The following is a 23,897-nucleotide window of genomic DNA, read 5'->3' as shown; positions in this document are numbered from 1 at the left end:
GAATTGGCATCAAGATAGGGGAGCAGGGGGAGCAGAGCGTCGAACAGCATCGGGTGCTACTCCGAAACCAGTCAGCGAGCCAAAAACAGGGGCAATGGCGGCTTCTCAAGTATCCATCTCGCCACGCCGCCGAAGATCCGCTCACGCAGCCGGCGGTGGCCATAAGCGCCCATGACTATCATGTCGGCAGACGTGTCGATTGCGTGCTGCGCGAGCACCGTGTCAATCGATTGGCCGGCGCTCGGCAACCGGTCCACCACCACACGAACACCGTGCCGAGCGAGATAGGCAGTGATGTCGGCTCCCGGCTCGGCGCCGTTTCCGTTGTAGGTCGGCTCCGGATCGACCAGTGTGACACGAACCTCCTTGGCATGGGATAGGAGGTCCAGCGCTTCGCGAACCGCACGGGACGCCTCGACTCGCGAATCCCAGCCGACCAGCACGCGCTGTGGCCACAGAGTCGCCTCGGCGCCCTTCGGCACAACAAGCACCGGCTTTCCCGTTTCGAACAGGCTGCCGTTCATAACAAGGGGTCCGAGATCACTGTCGTTGAGAAGTGCGGGTCCGACGATTGTTAGGTCCGCGCAAAGCGCCCGCTGCCGCACCACGTCACCGACGCTGGCGTGGTCGCAATAGTCAGTATCGACGTCATAGGAAAGCCGCATGGTTCCCAGCAGAGCCTGGATTTCCCTGGACTGTTTTTCCAGTCTGGCCATGCCCTGTGAAAGTCTCTCGATTTGCCTAGACCGATTTTCCAGTCTGGCCATGTCCTGTGCGCGTTGTTCAGGCCACACGGGGATGCCGTCGCCCATCGGCGGACGCGTGGCAGATCTGATGACCAGTACGGAAAGATCCGCGCCGACCTCGGCACACAAGCTGGCAGCTGTTCTGACGTCCTGATCGGAGTGGTCAGCTCCCGTCACACTGAGCACGGTTTTAAAGGCCATCTGACTGCTTCTTTCTGACTATGTCGTACCTGTAAGCGCGCTCGAAGCCGCAAGACTTGCCCTCAGCAAGAGGGAGATGGGAAATGGCACCGCACCGTTACCCATTCAGCCGTCCGGATCCTCGATCATGTAGCCGGCCGACCTGATGGTACGAATGAAGCTGCCGGGCGAAGCAGTCTTCAGCGCCTTTCTGATCCGGCTAATATGGACATCGACGGTGCGTACACCGATATGGATATTTTCCGGCCAGGCCGCGCGGATCAGCTCGTCTCGGCTGAAGACCTTGCCGGGAGCCTCAAGCAAATACCGCAGCAGGTTGAACTCGATCGGTCCGAGATGGATCTCGTGGCCATTACCGCGAACCCGGCGGGCATCAGGCTTCATCTCAAGGCTGCCGCAGCAGAGCCAGCTGCCGTTTTCAATCCCGTTTGAACCCGGCTTCGCCAGGGCCAGCTTCGCCCGTAGATAGTCGAGCAGCTTGGCCGGCGCGATCGGTCGCACAAAGCTCTCGTCAATGCCTGCCTTTAAGAGATCGAGGTGCTGGTTCTCGGCGCCGGGCGCGATGAGGGCAATAACGAGCAGGCCGCCGGTCCGGGGCTCATGCTTGAGCCGGGCGCAGATTGTGGACCCTGTCGCGCTTGACGGCCCGCAGTCCAGCACCACGGCCTGCAGCTCCCTTTCGTCGGCCAATGCAAGTGCTTCCTTCACTCCGCCTGCCGGCTCACTCGTGAAGCCGTCCGCCTCCAGGATGTGACTGAGGAACAGATAGAACTCCGCATCTTGCGAACAGATCAGGACCAGTGGCTTCATCGGCGCTATCCCGAGAACCAAATTGGCCTCGACCGCGTCGGCTGAGTGGGCTGGCCGTCGCGGCTCCTCAAGGCCTGCCATGATCCCCTTGCTCGAAAATCGGTTTCATCACGCCCGTGCCACGTCGGGATAGGCTTCGATGGCTGCGACCGCATCGCCGGCCAGTTTCGTACCGGCCGCGGCCAGTTTCCAGAACGTCTCGAAGCCGAACCGGTGGACGTCGCGCAAGGTCTTTGACAGAACGACCAACCGCCCGGCCGTGAAAAGCACGCGCCCAAAGCCCTCATGGCTCATCTCCATCATCGGCGATGCCATCAGGCCGGAGCGCTCCTCGATCGCGAGCCCGACGGCGGTGTAAAACTTGTCGAGCCTCCACAGCACGTCCGGATCGGGATCGCCGATGATCGGGATCGCACGCCGCTGTTCCTTGGTGATGATGAAGTCGGCCAGCAGTTCGGCGTCCGATTTGCCTTCCCATGATCCGTAGGAGTCCTGAGCACGGATCAGCCGCACGAGGCATTTGACGAACGGGGTGGCAAGCGCCGCCTCGTCATCGGCGACAGCAGGGCTAACCGCGGCATCAGACATTTCGCTTTCTCCTCATTTCAGTCCTCGTCCTCGAACGACGGTTTCTTTTCGGCGACGCCTGCTTCCGCCAGCACCTTGCGCAGCCAGGGCGGAGGAGCCGTCCTGAGCATAGTCTGCGTGCGCGACAGTACCTCTTCGATGGATTGGGGCTGCGGCACTTTGATCGGATGGATTTTTGCCGAAACAACCTTGGCTGCCGAAGGCCCGCCAATTGCCAGACAAAACAGGAGATGACAGCCCTTCAGCGCCTCCACCTTCGGGGTGATGCGGTCATAGCCCTCAGTCCGTTGCTTCCCGCTCTCATCGGAAACGTCATCGAAGGCCACGACTTCCACGAAATTCCACTCGTCGGGCGTCACGTCGTAGACAGCAAAGCGCTTGGCCGACCCGAAATGGGCGTTGAGGCCCTTCAGGTCTTGTGTGGCGATCGCTACGCGCAATGCGCCTGCTCGTCGTTCCGGCATCGGTGGGTGAACCTCGTCAGTGACGAGCGAGAGGCGACGAACGGAGCTCATCTGGCATTTCTCGCTTACGGAATGGATCAAGTGCCTCAGGCGTAGGCGCGTGCTGGTTGGCCTGGAAGATGTTGGCAACCTCGAAGATCAGGTCGCGGGTCCCCTGATAGAGGATTGTGAGCTTGTGCTGGCTGCCGAGCCGGTCGAAGACCGGGAAGCCGACGCGCATGAGGGGAATGCCAAGGCGCTCCGCCGCCTGGCGTCCGTGCGAATGGGTGACGAGAAGATCAGCGCTGGCGGCAAGACCTTCCAGATCGCCGAGATCGCCGACCTGGACCGATTCCGCCGGCACTTTCTCGAGAATTTTCGACGTACCGGTCGTGGTGACGGCCGCCGCGATTTCGGAGCCCATGCCGATGAAGAAGGTCGCGAGCTGGTAGAGCTGGTCTGGTTCGGCAGCGATCGCAATTTTCTTGCCGCCGAAATGGAAATGTCCGTCGAGCAACGCATCCTGTAATTGCGCCCGGCGACGGCGCACCCCGGCCGGCACCGCCGCGCCCGAAATCGCGGACAGCAGCGAGACGAACCGGTCGACGCCCTTCAATCCGGTCAGCGACTGGAACAGCACGTAAGTCACGCCGGTCAACCTCTGCAGCACCTCCGCCGGGTGGCGCATATGCTCGCCGATGACGATGCATTGCACCGCCGTGCCAAGCTCGCGAATATCCTCGACGCTGGTGCCGCCATAGGTGGTCGGGACCCAGCGGTCGGGCACCGTACCGTCGAGCGAGCCGGAGACGTCCGGCAGGATCACCGGCTTGAGCCCAAAGCTTTCCACCATCTCACGCAAATGCTCGATGTCAGCCACAGTGAGGTTCCAGCCGGGCAGGATCGCGATCTTCTTCAACTGCCGCGCCTGCTCGCCGGGCCGTGTAATCCCTTCGATCATCGCGGTGACAGCCTTGGCCCAGCCCTCTTCGATCGCGCCGTCGAAATCCGGCGTATTGGCCAGCACGACCTCCGTACCCGCGAGTTCTTCCGCGCGCTTCAGCTTGATATTGGTGATATGGCTTGCGGAATCCTCGCCACGGGTTTCCACCAGCGCCGTCGTGCAGACCCCGATCAGCTTTGGCTTTGTGCGGGTCTTGAGGTTGAGAATCGCCTGTTCCAGATGGTCCGCCCCGCCAAGGATCGTCGCCACTTCGTCCATCGCCGTGGTCTGCAAGGGGATCGTTTCCTTGAAATGCCGCACGAAGAGCACGAGCGCGAAGCTGGTGCAGCCCTGGCTGCCGTGGAACAGCGGCATCGCACCATCGACCCCAAGAAAGGCGAAGGCGGCACCCAGCGGCTGCGACGACTTCAGCGGATTGACCGCCGCCGATTTGGTCTGGGAAAGGATGCGGACCATCGGCTTTCCTCAACACTCGCCGAAGTCGTCGGCCGTCGTGCCGGCGAATTTCTTGAAAGCGTGCACAGTCGCGGTCTCGCTTTTCGTGCTCGGCAGTTCGTCCTTCACGGCAGGCTGGCAATCCCACGGTGCCGGCTCCCGCACCTGGCACCAGATCGGGTTATGAATGGCGAGGTCGATCTGGCGTACGAGTTCCACCATGCCGTCATAGCCGGCATAAGGGTGTTGGCGCTCCTGGTTGATATCGAGCCAGGGTATCTTGGCCTTCAGCGCGATGAATTGCGTGCGCCCGCCCGACAGCATGATGTCGGCCTTGTGTTCTGAAAGCATGGCGTAAAGCTCGCGCGGTGCCAACGACTCGAACATGTGGTTCTCGTCCTTGAGGATCTGTTTGAGGCGCTCTTTGTCTTCGACCGTCGATTTCTTGACCGAGGTGCCCACGATCTCAATTCCGATCTCCATCAGCGCATGGACGACCGACCAGGACTTCACACCGCCGGTGTTGAGCAGCACGCGCTTGCCTTGGAGCCGCCGCCGGTAGGCCTCGAGTTTCTTCCACCCAATCGCCTCCTCCTCCGCGATCAGCGTCTCTGTGCGGTCGAGCAGCTCCGGATCGGCGCCCTTCTTCACGAGCAGCCCCGCGATCTGGCGCAGCGCTTCCGAGGTGTCGGTGATGCCGTAGAAGGAGCCTTCGAACAACGGAATGTCCCAGCGCTCCTCCATCTTGCGGGCGAGATTGATAAGCGCGGTCGAGCACACCATCATCGTCGCCCTGGCGCGGTGCGCGGAGGCAACGTCGAGATAGCGCGCGTCGCCCGGAATGCTGGCGCGCACCCGGATGCCGAGCCGATCGAGGAGCGGCTTCACCAGCCAGAACTCGCCGGAGAGGTTGAATTCGCCAAGGATATTGATGTCGTAGGGGCCGGCGTCGTCGGGCTCCACCGTGCCGATGACATGATCGAGCAACGCCTCGCCGGCGAGCTTGTTGCCGAGGTTCTTGGAGCCGACCAAGCCCGGCGCATTGACCGGCACCACCGGCAAGCCGAACTTTTCCGCCGCGCGTTTGCAGACGGCTTCGATGTCGTCGCCGATCAGCGCCGTCACGCAGGCGGAATAGACGAAGATCGCCGGCGGCGCGTAGGCCTCCTTGATCTCGCGGATCGCTTTGAAAAGCTTCCTCTCGCCCTGCCCCATCACCACATCGAGTTCGGTGAGGTCGGTCGTGAAGCTGGTGCGCCACAGCGTTGGCCCGGACGAAGCCGTGCCGCGATTGTCCCAGGAATTGCCCTCGCAGGCGAGCGGCGCATGGATCAGATGCGCGACGTCGGTGATCGGCTGCAGCACGATCTTGGCGCCGTCGAAGGCGCAGCCGCCGGCTGCCGCCCCGGGTGTTAGGGGTTTCGAACAACCCTTGTTGCGCGCCTTGGCGTCCTTGCCCTGGTTCTTCTGGCAGGCGGGCTCGTTGAAGACATCCTGGATTTTGGCATTGAACAAGGACATTGCCGGTCTCCCTCGAAAAGCGGCCGGCTCCGGTTGAAGCCGGCCGCCCGCTCTCAGCGGGTCAGGTCGAAAGAATAGTCCGTCACGCCCGTCTCGCTCGTCTCGCGGTCGAGCTTGTCGAAGGTCTTGTCGAGGATCGTCGTCAGCACGCGCAGGCCGCCTTGGTAGCCCATGAGCGGGAAGCGGTGATGATGGTGGCGGTCGAAGATCGGGAACATCAGCCGGATCAGCGGCGTGCCGGTGTCGCGTTCCAGATACTTGCCGTAGGAATTGCCGATAAGCAGATCCACCGGCTCGGTGAAGAGCAGCGAGCGCATCGCCCAGAGATCCTTGCCTGCCCAGACCTGCGCATCCTTACCGAACGGCGAGGAGGCGAGCAGTTTCTTGATCTCGGCTTGCCAGGCACTGGTGCCGTTGGTGGCGAGGCAGTGGGTCGGCTCGCCACCAGTTTCCATAATGAAGCGGGCCATGGCGTAGACGAAGTCCGGATCGCCGTAGATCGCGTATTTCTTGCCGTGCAGCCAGGACTGGCTGTCCGCCATGGCGTCGACCAGGCGGCCGCGTTCAAGGCGGATTGCCTCGGGGATTTCCTTGCCGGAAATCACCGAGACCTTCATCAGAAATTCGTCGGTCGCCTGGACGCCGAGCGGGTAATGGAACGCGGCCGTCACCTGCCCGACTTCCGCGCAATATTCCAGCGTCTTGCGGGTGTTGTAGTGCTGTAGCGAAAGTGTCGCCTCGGCGTTGAGTGCCGTCTTCACGTCTTCGATCTTCGTGCCGCCGTCATACATGCGGTATTCGCCGTCCGACGGCGTGTCGTACTGGTCGGAGGCGTCCTGGATGAAGGTGTAGGACACGCCCATCAGGTCGAGCAGGCGCTTGAGCTCGCGATTGTTGCCGACGCAGAAACCATCGAAGCCAGGGATGATGTTGATGTTCCCTGCGACTTCGGCGCGCTCCTTGCCCTTCCAGAAATGCTCCAGCACGCCCTTGACCATGACGTCATAGCCATCGACATGGCTGCCGACGAAGGCCGGGGTGTGGGCGAAGGGCACGTCGAAGTCGCGCGGCACGGAACCTTCGGTCCTGGCGTTCTCGATGAAGCCGTGCAGGTCGTCGCCGATCACCTCCGCCATGCAGGTGGTCGAGACCGCGATCATCTTCGGGTCGTAGAGCTTGTAGGTGTTGGCAAGCCCGTCGATCATATTCTTGAGGCCGCCGAACACCGCCGCGTCCTCGGTCATCGACGAGGAGACCGCCGAGGCCGGCTCCTTGAAATGCCGCGACAGGTGCGAGCGGTAATAGGCCACACAGCCCTGGCTGCCGTGGACGAAAGACATCGTCCGCTCGAAGCCGGCGGCGGCGAACACCGCGCCGAGCGGCTGGCAGGCCTTGGCAGGGTTCACGACCAGCGCTTCGCGGGCGAGGTTCTTCTCACGGTATTCCCAGCTCTTGGTGAATTCGCGCTGATCCGTAACGATCTGGTCCGGATGCGGGCATTCGAAGTTGATCTTCTTCTCGGCAAGCATCTGCCTGTATTCCGGCTCGCGGAACAGGGGAGCATGGTCGAGGACTTTTTCGGCCGACTGCGGCATGGTGGTCACCTCTTTCCAGCTGGCCGCGCAATACGGCGGCACAGGGACATCGAGACGTTGAAGGGACTCCCGCGGATCAAGGGCTGCGGGCGCTCATCGGCCTCCCCGCAAGGGCGGAGAGGCCAGGTTCTCATTCGGCGGCGATCGCCGTCGGCGGCGCGGCCTTCTTCTTCCAGGGGGCGTCGTAGAGGCCCCAGACCGGATTGTTGATGGCCAGATCCATGTCGCGGGCGAAGATGGCGAAGCCGTCATAGCCGTGATACGGGCCGGAATAGTCCCAGGAGTGCATCTGACGGAACGGGATGCCCATCTTCTGCACCGGGTACTTCTCCTTGATGCCGGAGCCGACGAGATCGGGGCGAACCCCCTCGATGAACTTCTCCAACTCGTAGCCGGTCACGTCATCATAGATCAGCGTGCCGTTCTTCACGTAATGGCCGGTGCGCTGATAGTCGTCGTTGTGGGCGAACTCGTAGCCGGTGCCGACGATCACCATGCCGAGGTCCTCGTAGGCCGTGATGACGTGACGGGGGCGCAGGCCGCCAACGTAGAGCATCACCGTCTTGCCTTCGAGGCGCGGCCGGTACTTGGCATTGACCGCGTCAACAAACGGTCTGTACTTGGCGATGACCTTCTCGGTCTTCTCTTCGATTTCAGCCCCAAAGTGCTTAGCTATCTTGCGCAGAGAGGCTTCGATCTGGGAGGGGCCGAAGAAATTGTATTCCATCCAGGCGATGCCGTACTTTTCCTCCATGTGTCGGCAGATGTAGTTCATCGACCGGTAGCAATGGATGAGATTGAGCTTGGCCTTCGGTGCGCGCTCTATCTCGGCGAGCGTGGCGTCGCCCGACCAGTTGGCGACCACGCGCAGCCCCACCTCCTCGAGCAGGATGCGCGAGGCCCAGGCGTCGCCGCCGATATTGTAGTCGCCGATGACGTTGACGTCGTAAGGGCCGGCCTCGAACTCGACGTCCTTCTTCTCGAAGACCCAGTCGCGGATTGAGTCGTTGGCGATGTGGTGGCCGAGCGATTGCGAAACGCCGCGGAAGCCCTCGCAGCGCACCGGCACGATCGTCTTTTCGTGCTCCTTGGCCTTGTTGCGGGAAACTGCCTCGGTGTCGTCGCCAATCAGGCCGATCGGGCATTCGGACTGCACGGTGATGCCCTTGTTCAGCGGAAACAGTTTCTCGATTTCGTCGATGATCTGTTCCAGCTTCTTGTCGCCGCCGAAAACAATGTCCTTCTCCTGGAAGTCGGAGGTGAACTGCAGTGTCACGAACGTGTCGATGCCGGTCATACCGACGTAGTAGTTGCGGCGCTGCGACCAGGAATATTGCCCGCAGCCGACCGGGCCGTGCGAGATATGGACCATATCCTTGACCGGACCCCATACCACGCCCTTTGAGCCGGCATAGGCGCAGCCGCGAATCGTCATTACGCCCGGAATGGACTTGATGTTCGATTTGACGTCGCATTCGGAAAGGACCTCGCCCTCCTCGCCAGCCTCGTCCCCGCTCTTTGCGACGCTGAGGTGCTTTTTACGGCGCTTCGCCGCCTTGTCTGGATATTGCGAGAGCACCTCCTCAATAAGCTTCGCGTGGAGAGCGCCGTCATTCTCATAGTCCAGGCTCATGGGACCCCTTTCCAGGTTCGGGTGACGCCTCACCGACGAGACGCCGTTTTCGTAAAGGCGCCGCCCGGCAAAGGCGGCGCCTCGTGTCGGCAGCGGCGGTTACTGGGCCGCCGCCTTCGTCGCTTCCTTGGCCTGAAGCTCGGCAAGCATCTGCTCGTCGGTCTTCATGATGCCGAAGTCGAGCAGCATGTCCTCGAGCTCCTCCATGGTGATCGGGGTCGGGATGGTGCCCTGGCCCGAATTGGCATGGATCTTCTCGGCCAGCGCGCGGTATTCCCCCGCCTGCTTGGAGTCCGGCGCATACTGGATCACTGACATCTTCCTGAGTTCCGCGTGCTGGACGATGTTGTCGCGCGGCACAAAGTGGATGAGCTTGGAATTGAGCCTGGAAGCCAGCGCTTCAGCGAGGTCAAGCTCGCGGTCGGTTTGGCGCTCGTTGCAGATCAGGCCGCCGAGCCGCACGCCGCCCGAATGGGCATATTTCAGGATGCCTTTGGCGATGTTGTTGGCGGCATAGAGTGCCATCATCTCGCCGGACATGACGATGTAGATTTCCTGGGCCTTGTTCTCACGGATCGGCATCGCGAAGCCGCCGCATACCACGTCCCCGAGCACGTCGTAGGAGACATAGTCGACATCGTCATAGGCGCCGTTCTCCTCGAGGAAGTTAATCGAGGTGATGACGCCGCGCCCCGCGCAGCCGACCCCCGGCTCGGGACCGCCGGACTCCACGCACTTGATGCCTTTGTAGCCAATCTTGAGCACGTCCTGGAGTTCGAGGTCTTCCACCGAACCTTCCTTTGCCGCGAGGTGCAGGACCGTATCCTGCGCCTTCGAGTTCAGGATCAGGCGGGTGGAGTCGGCTTTGGGGTCGCAGCCGACGATGAGGATCTTCTGCCCGAGGTCGACAAGGGCGGCGAGCGTATTTTGGGAGGTGGTCGACTTGCCGATGCCCCCCTTGCCGTAGAATGCGATCTGACGCAGACCTGACATGTAGCTTTCCTTCCTTCGTTCCATCCATCGCGGCTGCCCGCGACATGAATGCCGGTCGGCAGCTCTCGCCGCCTCGCACCGAAGGGTTTCAAGTCTCGTGCCAACTTGGCTGATTGGGCCGAAGAAAAAATTTGTGATTGCTTTTCAACTATTTAGCCTGAGGCAAAACAAAAGATTGGCTAACAAGCCTGTGTAGCGGACCCGACAAAGGCGACACAAGGTGTCGGATGGCGTTAAAAGAGAGACCCTATCGATCCGGCCGACGCGAAGAGTAGGTGAAGACGAAACGCATCCAAAGCGAGGATTTCATCGTCATCGGCTACGAGCCGGGCAGCAGCTACACCGGACTTGGCAGCCTCCTCCTGGCCACCGCGAAGGAGGGCAAATTATGCCGGCGGCGTCGGAACCGGCTTCAACAGGGTGCAGGGGCGGCGATGAAGCAAATGAACGCAATTCAGACCTCAAGTTCCGCCGTGCCAAAGGTAAAGTCAAAGGTGCGGTATGGGTAGCGTGGTTCTCGACGCCGGCCGATATTTGAGGCATGGGGATTCAGTGCCTTTTGCAGCCCTATAGGGATTCGCGGGTGGCGTTGCAGGCTCGGGTTCCGAGACGTCATGGCTGCTACCTTTGATCGCTAGAAACCAGGCGTCCTCTCCCTGCTGCGCAGCTTCTCGGGCAGAAGGCTCGACGCCGGAGAGGAAGCCTACGCTCCGGGAATATCAAGGCCGTGGGCGTTCATAGCCCAAAGCCACAAACCCTGCTGCGGGCGTCGCCGCTTCAATCTGCTTCGTTACCAGTCTCGTGGTATCGAGCGGGCGCTCCAACTTTATACGCACCGCCAAAATTGAGGCGGTCGGCCTTGCCGCTCTTGTCGGCATATCCGTACTTGTGGATGAAAGCCTCAAACCCATGGGTCTACTGGAAGCCACCCGTCGGCTCCGGCGTCATCAGAGTGACAGGGCTCTCTGCCCGATAAGCCGTGAAATTGTTCACACCGTATTGCTTCACCTCCCAGCCGACAAAATCGGGCTCTGCGTAGCCGTTTGGAGAGATGCCGAGTTGGCTTCGAGCGTGTACCCGCCACCGTTCCGGGCGGCATATGGCATGACGCCGCCCGATCCGAGCCGCTTGGGGGATCCAGGATTTCTGGTGGATGCGAAGAAGTTCAGCAAGCAGTTGTCCGCGGGTATCACCGATCGGCGCTGCGCCAGCGCCAACTCGCTTCTTCCGGTTTACCCGGCTCGACGAGGACTGGCTGGCGCGTACGCTGGTGGCGCTGCTCAACCTGCGCCCGCCCTTCCGGCTGTGCCTTGACCGCACCAACTGGAAGTTGCTTCTGGTTCTGTGCATCCTGTGGAGCGTGTTCGACCATGGCGGCTCGAGCAACACGACGTTGCGCACGGCGCTGATGCAGCGCTATTTGGCCATCTTCGGCGCCGGCTCGATTGCGGTGCTGCTCGCCGATCGCGAGTTCATCGGCAACCAATGGTTTGAATTCCTTGTCGAAAATGACATTCCCTTCGCCATCCGCGGGACCTATGACCTCATCGCCGCCCTCGACGATGGCCGCGTCGCTCCGCGCGCCTCGCTCACCAAGCGCAAATCGGCGCTGCGTCATCTGACCCGGTGCAGGGGTCGTTTTCGCGACGTACCCGAACGTTTCGCCGGCGCGCTCGGCTTCGCCGCCAAACGCTCCAGCGACGGCGAGATGATCATCGTCGTCACCAATCGTCAGCCCGACCGCGCGCTCGCCGACTAAAAAGAAGCGCCCTCAGGCACTGGATCGCAAGCCATCCATTCAAGGCTTCGCACCTGTGGCGCCGCATCTAGGAAAGGCCAAAACCACCTCTCTCTCCAGCAGAATCTTGTAGCGTGACAGGATGGAACTGGGAACCGTTACTTCATTGTTATTAAAATAAAAAATGAAGCAATCTGAATCTATCGGGGCTGCGCGATCAAGAGATCAATACCAAAATCGACGCGGGCGATTTCGCGCGCAACGAGGATATCGGTTAGCACCTGTTCTTGTTCAGGCGTGCCGGTTTCACCTACCGTCCGTTGAGCAAGGCGAGCGCGCAGCCGGTCCGAGAGCAGAGACTCGGTCTGCCTCCATGGTCGCGAGGCAAGAGCAAGCACGTCCTCCCTCAAGGCGCGCGCGGTATCTTCTACATTGGAGAAACGATCGCTCTTCAGACTTGTGCTGGTCCGAGAGGAAAGCGCCTCGAAAGTCAGAGCGTTGATGGTTCTGGGTTCTGAGCAAAAATAGCCGACCGACAGACCTGATTTGTACGCAATGCTATGTGCCTTATCATCGGGCAGAGGGCCAATATCAGTCGGTGAGAAGAAAGCCGAGTGCTGCGCAACAGCGGCGCGATCGTACGCGCGATTGAACGCTGAGGCATCTGGCAGCGTCGGCGCAGCATAGAAGACCTGTGAGGGATATTTGGCTTCCAGACGGATTAGCAAGGCGTGCTGACGTGACAGGTCGCGACGCATCATTGCTATGCGAAAGAACGGCCGGGAGAGTCGGGGGCATTGACCGCTCGCGATTTCAAAGGCTGTTCCACGTCGCATCAATTCCGGCAACTTGTATTGAAAAAACAGCGGCACCCCTGGGAAATTGATCTGAACGTCAAAGCCCGATTGCGCCTCCTGAATAAGATTGGGAAACACTGGCGCGCCCACCGGCATGGTCGTCGACGATCTTATGAGATTTTCCGTGAACGCGTATCCGTATGAAAACTCAGTATAGCCTACTTTCATTTCACCCCCGCCTCAGACCCACACCATTCGGACATTCGCGCGCGCCGCGCCTTCTCCTGCGGAAAGCCGTAGGAAGACCGCGTAGCAGTAGGCGATCTGCTCCTTGATCTTTTCAAGCTTTCGCAAGTCAGTTTCATCCGGCATCACGTTGGTCGATTTTTTGACCTCAATGACGAGGATGTTCTCACCGTCATGGCCTGGCTGGTGGATGATGATGTCGGGAAACACACGCGTGCTCGTAAGAACGCCTTCCCCATTCGGGAGCTCGATCTCTTTGGGGTAAACGCCATGCCGATTGTATTCAGCATGAACGGAGTGCCTATGAAAGAAATTCTGGAGGATAGCAGACAAGCGTGCACATAGCGTCCGCTCGTTAACATCCATAACGATCATCGGCTGGTCGTGGGCGTAAAGCGCATCGAGGGCAGCGTTTAGAATTTTCTCAAGGGCGTCCTGGTCCATCACCGTTTTCAAATCAGCTTCTAATATTCCGTTGTCAGATATACGCCGCTGCGCCCCGGACACGCGTACCCGCTGGTCCCCTTATGAGCGTTAAGCGCGCTCGTCATCGTCTTGCGCCGGAATTTTTTCTGGCAATACGGACATTGATAGACATAGGTCGGGCCATACGCGACCGTCGCTTTGCGCAGCTTTGGAGCACGCGCGGGACGCACGAAGGATGACGCCTGAACGCGCACCCCTCGTGCAGGCGCGGTAGTTCCGGGGATAACGACCGGGCCTGATGGATTCAGCTCGATCGCATAGCGCGGGGTGAAGCTCTGGTTGGTCGTCCGCGCACCCTCGATGCGGTCCACGCGGTAGCTGCGATGTTCGTTCCGGTCGATGTTCCAGGCGTGCAGCACGATGTTTCCCGCCTGGGTCTGCCGAAGGGAGTAAGGTTCGATACGCCGCGTGCTGCCCTGGTAAGCCAGCTCGACAATCAGGCGGTTGGCGGCAGCGAACCGGATGATCTCAAGCGCGGACAGGCCTGCCATGCCGATCGGCAGACGCAACGTCCGTTCACGGATGACGGTCTCTCCGGTCGCCCCTGCAAAGGCGGCCGGAATCGCCACTGCGGGTCCTCCTTCAAGCCACGCGAAGAACTCCGGCAGGACGCTCCAGAATACCTGGACCGGCGGCAGCGCCGGCAGCTGATGACCCAGCATATGGCCCCACGCGCCTTCAAGATCGCCGCGATGACTGTCAAGGTCGAGCACGCGCGGCACCGGAATGCCTTTGAAATCACACTTCTGGCGCAGCACGTCCATCAGCACCGCCGCTGCGGGGCGCGCCTCGACGTTGCGGTACAGGTTGACGACGTCATAAAGGTCGCGCGGCCGCGTTCTTTCCGCAAGCGCCCTGACTTTCTCTCCGAAGGCCTCCTCATAGGCGTAGGACAGCACCGTGATGCCGCCCTCCGGAGCATCCGAATAGGGATGAAAAATCGGCACACGGACCGGCGCCAGCACCACCCGCTCGTCGGCGGTGAGGTCGAGCTTCACGCGCGGTAGCCCGCCCGTATTGGATGAAACCGGTCCGCGATAGCTGATCTTTCCCTGGCAACTCGGCTTGCCGCGCGGATTGGTCAGCATCTCGAAATCCTGGAGGTTTGCCGGGAATTCAAGACCCGTGAGCTCGTAAATCCAGGCCGATACTTCCCCGAACACCCGCTTCAGGAACGCTTCATCCAGATGCGCCGGATCAAGCAGCGTGAAATCGAGGTCCTCTGAAAACCGATAGGTCTCGAAGTAGCATTTCTTGAGGCAGGTCCCGCCCTTGAACACCCAGCTGCCCTTAAGCTGCGGATGCGCGAAGATGCCGGCAAGCGCCCAGCCGAGCGCATAGTCCTTTTCCACGACGCTCGGATTGAGCCCCATGCGCACCGCGGTGTCGAGAATTTCGCGCTTCCCGATCATGCGCCGGCCCAACTTTCGGGAACGCGCAGGCGCCAGCGCGTGACAAGGCGCGGGGATTCAAGCGCCGGGTCCAGAAGGGCATGACCTTTGGTCAGCCGCGGGCTGCACGCCTCCGCCAGAGCCTTCCCTTGCGGCAGCCGTTCGGAGAGGAAGCCAAGCCGTTTGAACACGGCCCCGTTGCCGAGACGCTCCGCATAGCCAATGAGCTTTTCCGGGTCACTGTCGTTGCGTCGCAGATACTGCGCAAGGCAGTCCGCAACATGCTGGATGCCGCCGCCCGCAGCGGGATCGTCGAGCATGTCAACGATCGTGCGATGGATATCCGACACAGCGATTCTGGTGCGTCCGCGCCAGATGGACTGCGTGCCGAAGAGTTTCGCTTCCGCAATATGACGCACCGAAAAGATCGCGCCCTGCCGCTCGACAGCGGGCGCATTCACGCGCCGCTGCGTGTAGACGACGATGTCCCTGAATATCTGCTCGGTCAGGTCCCAATGCTCGGCCGCCGTGCGCCCGCCGACATAGGCAGGATCGAACAGCACCGGCACGAGTATCCACGGGTCCTCGACGACATGCTCCGCGTCGAGCAATTCCAGTTGCACCGGCATATAGGCCCCGGTCCCGACACGCCGCAGCCAGCCCTGGCTCGCCCATCGCGACAGGAGCTTTGATGCGGTGGTCCGGGATATCCGCAAGGCCTCCTGCGCATCCTCAATACGCACAACCGGTCCGGCCGCTTTGATGACAGCGGCAAGACGGGCTCTTCCTTCGGGCAGGGCATGCGAATTCATAGCTATAACTATATCACGAAAATTCGCGAAAAGCGCGAATTCAATGCAATAAGATAGACTAACTGGTACAATCAGATACGCCATTTTCCCTGAATTCGGGAATTGTCAGACTTATAATATAGCTCATGTCATGACGGGGCGGACGGGCACGAGGCTATTCTGCGGCCTCGGCTGCTGCCGGTTGCGCCTCGGCCGGCGCTTCCTTCTTCTTCCGCTTTTTCTTCCGGCCTTTCGCGGCGGCAACCTGATCCGCGATAAAAATCACGTTCCCCTGGACATCCATAAGCCGCAGCGCCTTCATGCTGCGCATAAGACTGATGCGGGAGAACAAGGGCAGGTTCAGCGACCTCGCCGCAGGGTCCTTGCGCGTCACAATGCCGAATATAACGCGGCAATTCCGGCCCCGGATCAGCGCCACCAAGGTGTCCGCGTCGGCGCCTGGAAGCGCTTCCCGGGTAAGCGCTTCCAGCCTATCGACCGCCTGCGGTTCCAGCCGCATTAATTCGATGGCATTTACGCCCTGGTTGAACAGATGGCTCAACTGCGCCGAAAGGGTCGAGACCTTCACATGGTAGAAGGCGGCAATGCCGTCGCGGACCGCCAGCAGATCGCACGGCTCCACAGCGCTTTGCCCGTCGGGGCTGATATTCTTCCTGTCGAGACAAGCGATTGCGGGATTATCGACCGCAACGGCTTCATTGTATTCGCCCTCGCTCGGATGATCGTAAGGCGGGAGATCGCTGTCAACGCATAGCGGGTCGAGATAGGCGACAAGGCGCGCGATGTAACCGTCGTCTATACGATACCAGTGGCCTTCAGAAAGGTGGAAGGTTTCGCCCTGCGCGCCTTCCAGGTTCGTGTCGAAGACGAGACTTTTAAAGACGCTGTAGCGGTCGCGGGCGTTGCCGTCCTCGTCGGTCAGGACCAGCGCGTGGCGGCGCAGATCTTCAATCCCCATGGCGGACAGATCGGCTTCATGCTCATCGAGATAGTCGTAGTACCGGCCGATATAGACATCGTCATAGACAAGGCCGCGCCCTGCGCCGGCAAAGGTGACGTAGAGATTGTCACTGTAATTGATGATCTCCGGGACCGTGATGTTGAGGTCGGGATTGCGCGCCCGGAAAGCTTCGAGGAGTCGCCCGTTCAACGCCGCGATCTGCGCCGGGTCGCGGACCGGCACGATATTCTGGATTTCAGGGAACGCCGTCTTGTATTGCTCGCTCTGGTAAAGGCCGAGCAGTTGCTCGCACAACGCCACCAGCCCATCGGACTCGATATCGGTGCTGATGCGTAAATTGCTGCCGCCTGTGGCATGCCTGAATAATTCCTTGTGCTCGTCGCGGACCTTGCCGGTCAGACTGCGCAGGATCGTGCTGTCGCGGTCGAAATCGAACAGCGTCAGCTCGGACTCGATGGGAAGCTGGGTCCTCTGGCGCTTGGCCGCGCCGGGGTCGAGGGTGTCGGTGCTCTTGAGCTTTTGCGGGTCGAGACTGTTCAGCGTCACCCGCAGGCCGAAATCATACTCATAGCTGGAGTCGATCAGGTTATGGGCGACATGGCCGAAAGACAGCGCAAAACACCGCTCACCGACCGGCAGGAAAACAAGGGCGCCCTTGTTCACCTGGGTCAGGTTCTTCTCAATGCCGAAATAAGGCTTCCACCAGGGCGGGCGCGGTTCGCTGTCGAGCACGAACAGCGTTGCGCCGTCCGGCAGGCCCTGCGCGCCGATATCGTCATCGAGCGCATGGTCCTCGCGCAGCGCATTGGTTGCGTCATAGCCTTCCTTGAGAAGGAAAATTGAAAAAGACCGGCTCTTTGCCATGCCGCCCCCGGCGCGCGATCAAAAATGCATCTCTTCTACCTGTGGTATTCAGAGAGAAGTCGGCGCGCTTGTCAATAAAGAACGGGCGGCGCGCAAGTATTGGCGAGGCTTGTCCCTCGGAAATGCTGCCGCCATCGTCGAGATGCGCGGCGCCGACCGCCCAAAGGGACTCCACCGCTCCGTCCGCAAGCGCCTTCGATTCGGGATTCGCTTGCACTTGCGCATGTTCGCAAAGCTCGCTGGCGACCGTCCGGCTCAAAAAAACGACGCCATATGCAAAACCCTCATTCATGCCGCCCGTAATCATCCATTTCCGCCAGATCATTCCCTCTCGAAATATTCGTCATGGCCCCGGTATCTTATCGCGAAGCGAGTGCGCCAGCCCCCTTGCCCTTCACGATCTCCTTTTTGTCCTTGGTGAGCGCGCCGTTCTTGTTGCGTTTAATCATCGAACAGGCTCCCCTGGCCATCCGATGTTTTCGCGTATCGACCAAATATTGCACTCAGGGCGTTATCGTCGAGCGGTCCTGAAAGCACCTCATCATTGAATTCGAGGACTTTCAGGACCCGGATATTCTTTGGGTTGTCGGCCTTGCCGTGAAAGGCCCATTGAACCTTGATCGTATCAATGATGTGGATGTTGAGCTGCGCCGCCTTCACAAGACTCCAGAAATGTTCGTCGTCAATGCGGAAGTACCGTTCACGACCTTTTCCGTCTTTGCCTTTCCATTGGCGCTGCCGATCCTCCCTATCCCAATTCGGGGAGGTCACTTTCAGAATGGCAATGCCCGTCAACCACGGTTCGTCCTCGTCGTCTTCCTTCGGCGGCAAGACCACCTGAAGCCGTGAAAATCCAGCCCGGTCAATGGGAAAGCGCGGCGCATCCTCGAAACCGATGGCACGCAAGTCTGGTGTCTGCACACAAGCCTGATAAAATTCGTTCCGCGCCTCGAAAGCTTCCCGGAAGCGTGTTTTTGTTATGCCGACCTGCTTCAGCTCAGATACATCGGCCTGAAGGAAGGACTTCGTCGCCTCTGCAACGATTATCGCGCCGAATTGGCATTTCGCCTCTTCGCCCGGCTCATCCCCCTCAGGCGCCGCCGCTTCTGCCCCACCAACCAATTTCTCGCGCAAACCAGCACCGACCACTTGCGCCCAATGCGCCGGCTCGTGGGTGGTCAGCCCCCTGATGAAAGCCTTTCCGGTATCGCTTTCCGTAAAGGTCCAAAGGACCGCCCACCCGCCAAGGAGCACGACCCCAGCTTGCTCTTGAAAGAACCTTCCTCCGGCGGGAGGACGAGAAGCTCATACCTCAGATTCCCGTCGAAAAGTTCGCGATTAAGCGATCGTATGACCGCTTCGGTCTGCTCGGCTGTGCGGATAAATGTGGAAAGAGGAATCTGATGACCGGGCACATCGAAGTGTATCGAGATCGTCTCGATTGCGTGCCCGTCTGTTCTTTCCATTCCCCCGTCATTGCCCCTGCTTACATGTTGGTAGTTCCGCTTATTGCACAATCTCCATCAGCTTGCCGTAGCTGTCGACAGCGTTCGATAGCCATTTGATGCGCCGGTTGAGGTGAAACCAATCCAGCCGGTGCTCTGCCATCTAACCACTCACCAGTCATACGGCATAGCGTCTTCGCCATCCGACAGGATGGTAAGCCTCGTCGCCGGGCCGCGGCCTGCCTGGCGAAGAGCGGATCGCACGCGTTCTCGCCGAGCGAAAACCGCCGAGATCGCGGACGGCGGCGAAGACCTCGCTATTGCCATTAGCTGCCTCGATCCGGCCGAGCACAATTTCAAAACCGTGACTATCGGAGGAAGCGTTTCTCGTCCGCCTTGGTTTTCTCCATGCCCTGAAGTCGGAATATCTCCTCGACGGGGACGATGTCCTTGTGGACGTTCTGTACGCCGCCGTCGGCCATGATGCGGCGGAAGGTGCCCTGCATGGCGGTCGTGGCGGCGCGGATGCCGTAGTTGCCGTAGATCACCATGCGGATATTGCCGAGCGCCTGAGTGCGGTTGGCATCGAGGTCCGGATACGCGTTCGGCACGATGGTGAGTGGCACGTCGCCGTCCCATGCTCGCGCGAAGCTCTCGATTTCGGAAGGGTCGTTCTTCTTGGAATGGATCAGGATCATATCGGCCCCGGCCTGCACATAAGCCTTGGCGCGCTTCAGGGCCTCTTCCTCGCCGAGACCTGCGATCAGCGCCTCGGTGCGGGCGATGACCAGAAAATCCGGATCGAGGCGGGTATTGACAGCGGCTTCGATCTTGCCCTGGAACTCTTCCACGCGAAGAAGCTCCTGCCGGCCGCCGGCGGCAAGGCTCGTAACCTTAGGAAAGGTCTTGTCCTCGATGACCACGGCGGAGGCGCCGGCGCGCTCATATTCGGAGATGGCATGGATGACGTTGATCGCATTGCCGTAGCCGGTATCGATGTCGGCAACGATCGGCAGCGACGATCGTCCGGCGATCGCCCGCAGCATATCGAGGTGCTGCGTCATCGAGATGAGGCTCATATCCGGTAGGCCGTAAAGCGCAGAAAGCTCGAAGCCCGAGGCCCATAGCCCGTCGAAGCCAGCTTCCTCGGCCAGCACCGCCGAGAGCGGGCTGTGGGCGGCCATGATGTGGACGAGGCCGCGTTCGGCCATGCGGTTACGCAACTGTTTTGCTTTGCTCATACGTCTTCTCGCTCTCGGAAAGGGCCACGCAAGCTGCGAGGATGCGGCCGCAGGCGCGCTTCAGCTCGTCCTCGGATGCGGCATAGGAAATGCGGATATAGGGCGAGGCCATGAAGCCGCTGCCGGGCACGACGGCGACACCGAACTCCTCCAGCAGATACATAGCGAAATCCATGTCGCTCTCGATCACCTTGCCCGTGGCGGTCACCTTGCCAATGACGCCGGCGCAGGAGACGAAAACATAGAAGGCGCCGTCGGGCACGCGGCAGCTCAGGCCCTCGGCCTGATTGATCTGCTCGACGACGAGATCGCGACGCTTGCGGAAGGCGGACACGAACTCGGCGATGTGGTCCTGGTTGCCGGCGATGGCCTCGATCGCGGCATATTGCGAGATGGAACTTGTATGCGACGAGGTCTGGCTCTCGATCGTGTTCATCGCCTTGATGAGGTCTTTCGGACCGGCCCCGTAGCCAAGGCGCCAGCCGGTCATGGCGCTCGACTTGGAAACGCCGTTGACTGTCAGCACCCGGTCGCTGAGGTCCGGCGCGGCTTCGGCTATCGTCGCGAAAGGCACGTCATAGACGAGCTTTTCATAGATATCGTCGGAAAGGACGTGGACATGGCTGTGTCGGCGCAGGACCTCGGCCAGGGCGGCCAGATCGGCCCTGGAGTAGACCGCGCCGGTCGGATTGTTGGGCGAGTTCAGCATCAGCCATTTGGTGCGCGTCGTGATCACCGCCTCCAGATGTTGCGGTTTCAGCTTGAACCCGAACCGCTCATTACAGGGGACGAGCACCGGTTCGCCGCCGGCGAGCCGCACCATGTCGGGATAGGAGACCCAGCAGGGCGTCGGGATGATGACTTCGTCTTCCGGATCAAGGCTGGCGAAGAGCGCGTTGAAGACGATCTGCTTGGCGCCACAACCGACGGTGATCTGGTCGATCTCGTAATCGAGCCCGTTGTCGCGCGAGAGCTTCTGCCGGATTGTCTCGCGGAGCGGCTTGACGCCGGCGACCGGCGTGTAGCGCGTCTTGCCTTCGCGGATGGCGGCGATGCCGGCTTTCCGGACCGCCTCGGGCGTATCGAAATCCGGCTCGCCCTGGCTCAGCGTGACGATGTCAACGCCTTGGTCGCGCAAGGCGCTCGCCTTGGCGGTCATGGTCTTGGTCTGGGACGGGCGGACGGCCTGCAGCCTTTGGGCGAGTAAGGGCAATGGATTTTCCTCAAAGCAGGGAGTTTATGCCCACAGCTAGATGAGGCGTCCTTAGTTCGCCAGTTTTGGCATCGCGGAAAGCCGCCAAAAAGATCGTGTTTTGCGATGCATCATCGCGGCCAGGACTTTATTTCGCTGTGCTCTCCTCCTCGGTCTTTTTTCGGCAGAGCCTTAGGAGCCAACGGCAGAAGGCGCGGGCGAGATCCGGATTGCCGCTGCGATCGACCGCATAGGCCCGATATTGCATGCCGCTCGGAGCACGTGAGCCGGGAAGCACTTCCAGAAGGCGCTGCCTGATCAGATCCGCGACTATGATATGGGGTGTCACCAGCAAAGTTTGGCCGGTCGTGACTGCCGGCAGGGCCAGATAATGGTGGTCGTAGCGTGCCCCGGAGATGATGTCCGTCGTCTTCAGATCCATGCCGCGAAGCCAGGTCGGCAGGATGTCCGGCCGCGCAGTGACTGCAATCACCGGTGTGGTGCGCAGCGCTTCGAGGCCGCGGCCGGCGACACAGTCGGGCGCCCCGACGCAGACGAGCTGTTCGTCGTAGAAATCCCAGCGATCTCCCGGTTCGGTCAGCGTCAGGTCCCGGGTCAGAAGCACGTCGAAGCTATCGGTTGAGGCGGGGGCCGACAGGGTGCTGATGATGTCGACCGTGACGCCGCCCATTTCCTTCGAGAAGTCGCGCAGATTGGGGATGAGCAGCGTATAGGCGAACGTCGAGAGCGACGTCCTCACGACAAGCCGGTTGGCATCTTTCCCGTCACGGCGGCGCATCCGCTTTGCCGTAAAGAAAATCGTGTCGAGCGGCTCGGCAACGGCACCGGCGAACAGCCGCCCGAAATCCGTCAACTGACTCTGGCGTCCGTGCCGTTCGAGCAGCTTGGCGCCGAAATACTCCTCGAGCACCGCGAGGTGGCGGCTCACCGAGCTCTGGGTGATGCCAAGGGTTTTCGAGGCCCGGGTGACGCTGTTGTCTCGTGCGACCTGCACGAAAGCCCGAACAGCATTGAGCGAAAGATCCTTTTCCTCGTCCAAAACCTCACCCCTATCCGCGCGCTCATCCATCCCGATTCGTGGGATCAATTATCGCAATATTCGATATATGTCACGCGCCTGTAACAAAACGCTTTGATCTTCTGCCGCGGTAACAGTTCAGTAAGGAGGTGGTTTTCCGCCGCGCTCGGCTGAAAGAGGTAAAGCACAATGGCGGCCATCACCATCGAAAAAATAGAAAAGTCGTTCGGCGCCACGCCTGTGCTGGGCGGCGTCTCGCTGGAGATCGCGGACGGCGAGTTCCTGACGCTGCTTGGTCCCTCCGGCTGCGGGAAGTCGACGCTGCTGCGAATCCTGGCAGGACTCGAGGTGCAGACCGGCGGCTCGATCGCGATCGGTGAGCGTGTGGTCGACGGCGTGCGGCCGAAGCGGCGCGACGTGGCGATGGTGTTCCAGTCCTATGCGCTCTACCCGCATATGACGGTGCAAGAGAACATGGCCGTACCGCTCCGGATGCGCCGGCTTTCCGCCTGGCAGCGCCTGCCGCTGATCGGGCGTCTCCTGCCGGGAACGAAGGCGGTGGTCGCGGACATCGAGAAGGATGTGATGCGCACCGCCAAGGCGCTCGGCATCGGGCACCTTCTAGGGCGCAAGCCCGGCCAGCTCTCCGGCGGTCAGCGCCAGCGGGTCGCTGTCGGCCGCGCCATGGTACGCCAGCCAGCCGTCTTCCTGATGGACGAGCCGCTCTCCAATCTCGACGCCAAGTTGCGGGTGCAGATGCGCGCCGAGATCAAGGAATTGCATAACCGCCTTGGCGTCACCTTCGTCTATGTGACGCACGACCAGTCCGAGGCCATGACCATGTCCGACCGGGTCGCGGTCATGCTGGACGGCGAATTGCTGCAGGTCGCCGCGCCGCAGGAGATCTATGCCGATCCCGACGATCGGCGCGTGGCCGAGTTCATCGGCTCGCCGAAGATCAACATGCTCGAGGCACGAGCGCGCGACGGCGGGCTGGCCGAGACCGCGGGCACGAGCTTCTCTGTTCCTGGCAATGTTGCGTCGGGGACCGGCCTTGCTCTCGGAATCCGGCCCGAAGCTTTCCACCTCGTCGAGGCCGGCGGCCACAACATCCTGACCGGCGCCGTTCGCATGGTCGAGCACATGGGCTCCGACCTTTATGTGCATCTCGACGTTCCGGGGACGGACAATCCCGTCATCGCCCGGCTGCTTGCCGAGCGCGCGCCGCAGATCAGTTCTGGCCAGACGCTGCATCTTGGCGTGAAACCGGAAAGGCTGCTTCTCTTTGCCGCGGATGGGCGCCGTCTGCGTCCTCACGACCCTGCAAGCGCGACCGTGCTGCGGATGAAGGAGCGGTCGCAATGAGCATCGCCTCTTCTTCCGCAAGCCAACCGGGCACTTTCTCAGTTGCTCGCCGCGCTTCCCAAAAGGCGCTGCGCCGTCATCGGATAACCGAGACGCTCGCCGCTTGGTCGCTCGCCGGCCCGGCGCTCGTTCTGCTCATTGGTCTTTTCTTTCTGCCGCTCTTCGCCGTCTTTGCCATCGCGCTTACCGACTGGCAGTTCGGGACGAGCTCGCTCTCCTTCGTCGGCCTTGAAAATTTCGAGGAGGTCTTCTCCGACGAGGGCTTCCGCGCCTCGCTGGTCAACACGATCGTCTACGTCGCGATCGTCGTGCCCGGTACGATCGTCCTCGGCCTTGCGATCGCGCTTTTGATCGAAGGCGGCAAGTCTTTCCGCGCCTTCTACCGCGCCAT

At 60.9% G+C, this 23,897-nt stretch carries 24 protein-coding genes; 4 read left to right on the top strand and 20 right to left on the bottom strand.

All coding sequences use genetic code 11. The features are described from left to right. Positions 1 to 71: 71 nt before the first annotated feature. The 9 genes from F3H98_RS27515 to nifH form a co-directional block, all read right to left on the bottom strand. A complete protein-coding gene (locus F3H98_RS27515; protein WP_149763781.1) occupies positions 72 to 947 on the bottom strand; it encodes a universal stress protein in 876 nt (291 codons plus the stop codon). A gap of 105 nt (positions 948 to 1,052) precedes the next feature. Continuing rightward, positions 1,053 to 1,757 carry a response regulator transcription factor gene (locus F3H98_RS27510; RefSeq protein WP_425294885.1) on the bottom strand — a complete coding sequence of 235 codons (705 nt, stop codon included), beginning with the start codon at positions 1,755 to 1,757 and terminating at the stop codon, positions 1,053 to 1,055. A gap of 108 nt (positions 1,758 to 1,865) precedes the next feature. After that, a complete protein-coding gene (locus tag F3H98_RS27505; RefSeq protein ID WP_149763777.1) occupies positions 1,866 to 2,345 on the bottom strand; it encodes a NifX-associated nitrogen fixation protein in 480 nt (159 codons plus the stop codon). Positions 2,346 to 2,362: 17 nt separating this feature from the next. Next, the gene (gene nifX, locus F3H98_RS27500) at positions 2,363 to 2,860 is read right to left on the bottom strand and encodes a nitrogen fixation protein NifX (RefSeq protein WP_149763775.1); all 498 of its coding nucleotides are present in this window, start codon (positions 2,858 to 2,860) and stop codon (positions 2,363 to 2,365) included. Continuing rightward, positions 2,826 to 4,208 (bottom strand): nitrogenase iron-molybdenum cofactor biosynthesis protein NifN, encoded by a 1,383-nt coding sequence (gene nifN, locus F3H98_RS27495; protein WP_149763773.1) that lies wholly within the window; start codon positions 4,206 to 4,208, stop codon positions 2,826 to 2,828. Before nifN ends, nifX begins: the two co-directional genes overlap by 35 nt. A 9-nt stretch (positions 4,209 to 4,217) precedes the next feature. Further along, complete coding sequence (gene nifE / locus F3H98_RS27490) at positions 4,218 to 5,708, bottom strand: nitrogenase iron-molybdenum cofactor biosynthesis protein NifE (RefSeq protein WP_149763771.1); 1,491 nt, start codon at positions 5,706 to 5,708, stop codon at positions 4,218 to 4,220. 53 nt (positions 5,709 to 5,761) lie between these two features. Next, entirely contained in the window at positions 5,762 to 7,303 is a 1,542-nt protein-coding gene (nifK, locus tag F3H98_RS27485) for a nitrogenase molybdenum-iron protein subunit beta (RefSeq protein ID WP_149763769.1), read from the bottom strand. 130 nt (positions 7,304 to 7,433) lie between these two features. Continuing rightward, the gene (gene nifD, locus F3H98_RS27480; protein ID WP_149763767.1) at positions 7,434 to 8,936 is read right to left on the bottom strand and encodes a nitrogenase molybdenum-iron protein alpha chain; all 1,503 of its coding nucleotides are present in this window, start codon (positions 8,934 to 8,936) and stop codon (positions 7,434 to 7,436) included. 99 nt (positions 8,937 to 9,035) lie between these two features. Then, complete coding sequence (gene nifH, locus F3H98_RS27475; RefSeq protein ID WP_149763765.1) at positions 9,036 to 9,929, bottom strand: nitrogenase iron protein; 894 nt, start codon at positions 9,927 to 9,929, stop codon at positions 9,036 to 9,038. Between the two features lie 275 nt (positions 9,930 to 10,204). Between nifH and F3H98_RS27470 the strand changes: the two genes are divergently transcribed. After that, positions 10,205 to 10,438, top strand: coding sequence for a hypothetical protein (locus F3H98_RS27470; RefSeq protein WP_149763763.1), 234 nt, complete (start codon positions 10,205 to 10,207; stop codon positions 10,436 to 10,438). Positions 10,439 to 10,844: 406 nt separating this feature from the next. Here F3H98_RS27470 and F3H98_RS32650 read toward each other — a convergent pair whose 3' ends face one another. Continuing rightward, entirely contained in the window at positions 10,845 to 10,982 is a 138-nt protein-coding gene (locus tag F3H98_RS32650; RefSeq protein ID WP_425294886.1) for an MvaI/BcnI family restriction endonuclease, read from the bottom strand. A 100-nt stretch (positions 10,983 to 11,082) separates the two neighbouring features. On the opposite strand from F3H98_RS32650, the gene F3H98_RS27460 reads away from it, so the two are divergent. Continuing rightward, on the top strand, positions 11,083 to 11,688 hold the full coding sequence (locus tag F3H98_RS27460) for a hypothetical protein (protein ID WP_244621937.1): 606 nt from the start codon (positions 11,083 to 11,085) through the stop codon (positions 11,686 to 11,688). Between the two features lie 179 nt (positions 11,689 to 11,867). On the opposite strand, the gene F3H98_RS27455 is transcribed toward F3H98_RS27460, so the two are convergent. The 10 genes from F3H98_RS27455 to F3H98_RS27410 all read right to left on the bottom strand — a co-directional run bounded on the left by F3H98_RS27455 (position 11,868) and on the right by F3H98_RS27410 (position 22,162). After that, positions 11,868 to 12,692 (bottom strand): hypothetical protein, encoded by an 825-nt coding sequence (locus tag F3H98_RS27455; protein WP_149763757.1) that lies wholly within the window; start codon positions 12,690 to 12,692, stop codon positions 11,868 to 11,870. A 12-nt stretch (positions 12,693 to 12,704) separates the two neighbouring features. Further along, positions 12,705 to 13,154 carry a hypothetical protein gene (locus F3H98_RS27450; protein WP_149763755.1) on the bottom strand — a complete coding sequence of 150 codons (450 nt, stop codon included), beginning with the start codon at positions 13,152 to 13,154 and terminating at the stop codon, positions 12,705 to 12,707. Positions 13,155 to 13,174: 20 nt separating this feature from the next. Then, a complete protein-coding gene (locus F3H98_RS27445; protein ID WP_210249721.1) occupies positions 13,175 to 14,620 on the bottom strand; it encodes a nucleotidyl transferase AbiEii/AbiGii toxin family protein in 1,446 nt (481 codons plus the stop codon). Next, a complete protein-coding gene (locus tag F3H98_RS27440; protein ID WP_244621936.1) occupies positions 14,605 to 15,198 on the bottom strand; it encodes a type IV toxin-antitoxin system AbiEi family antitoxin domain-containing protein in 594 nt (197 codons plus the stop codon). The genes F3H98_RS27445 and F3H98_RS27440 overlap by 16 nt, the downstream gene beginning before the upstream one ends. Positions 15,199 to 15,553: 355 nt before the next feature. Continuing rightward, positions 15,554 to 17,224, bottom strand: coding sequence for a DUF6119 family protein (locus F3H98_RS27435; RefSeq protein WP_149763751.1), 1,671 nt, complete (start codon positions 17,222 to 17,224; stop codon positions 15,554 to 15,556). Next, complete coding sequence (locus F3H98_RS27430) at positions 17,175 to 17,549, bottom strand: hypothetical protein (RefSeq protein WP_149763749.1); 375 nt, start codon at positions 17,547 to 17,549, stop codon at positions 17,175 to 17,177. The genes F3H98_RS27435 and F3H98_RS27430 overlap by 50 nt, the downstream gene beginning before the upstream one ends. A gap of 116 nt (positions 17,550 to 17,665) precedes the next feature. Then, complete coding sequence (locus tag F3H98_RS27425) at positions 17,666 to 18,478, bottom strand: hypothetical protein (RefSeq protein ID WP_149763748.1); 813 nt, start codon at positions 18,476 to 18,478, stop codon at positions 17,666 to 17,668. Between the two features lie 559 nt (positions 18,479 to 19,037). Beyond that, on the bottom strand, positions 19,038 to 19,910 hold the full coding sequence (locus F3H98_RS27420) for an isocitrate lyase/phosphoenolpyruvate mutase family protein (RefSeq protein ID WP_149763746.1): 873 nt from the start codon (positions 19,908 to 19,910) through the stop codon (positions 19,038 to 19,040). Further along, positions 19,885 to 21,069, bottom strand: a complete 1,185-nt coding sequence (locus F3H98_RS27415) for a pyridoxal phosphate-dependent aminotransferase (RefSeq protein WP_149763809.1) — start codon at positions 21,067 to 21,069, stop codon at positions 19,885 to 19,887. Before F3H98_RS27415 ends, F3H98_RS27420 begins: the two co-directional genes overlap by 26 nt. 181 nt (positions 21,070 to 21,250) lie before the next feature. Beyond that, positions 21,251 to 22,162, bottom strand: a complete 912-nt coding sequence (locus F3H98_RS27410) for a LysR family transcriptional regulator (protein WP_149763744.1) — start codon at positions 22,160 to 22,162, stop codon at positions 21,251 to 21,253. A 168-nt stretch (positions 22,163 to 22,330) separates the two neighbouring features. Between F3H98_RS27410 and F3H98_RS27405 the strand changes: the two genes are divergently transcribed. Further along, complete coding sequence (locus F3H98_RS27405; RefSeq protein WP_149763742.1) at positions 22,331 to 23,506, top strand: ABC transporter ATP-binding protein; 1,176 nt, start codon at positions 22,331 to 22,333, stop codon at positions 23,504 to 23,506. Further along, positions 23,503 to 23,897, top strand: a 395-nt coding sequence (locus F3H98_RS27400; protein ID WP_244621935.1) for a carbohydrate ABC transporter permease, incomplete at its 3' end; no start/stop codon positions are given. The genes F3H98_RS27405 and F3H98_RS27400, both read left to right, overlap by 4 nt.

This window comes from Neomesorhizobium albiziae, assembly GCF_900114255.1.
Classification (GTDB): domain Bacteria; phylum Pseudomonadota; class Alphaproteobacteria; order Rhizobiales; family Rhizobiaceae; genus Neomesorhizobium; species Neomesorhizobium albiziae.
The sequence above is the reverse complement of the archived record's forward strand: the minus strand, read 5'-3'. Positions and strand labels throughout refer to the sequence as shown.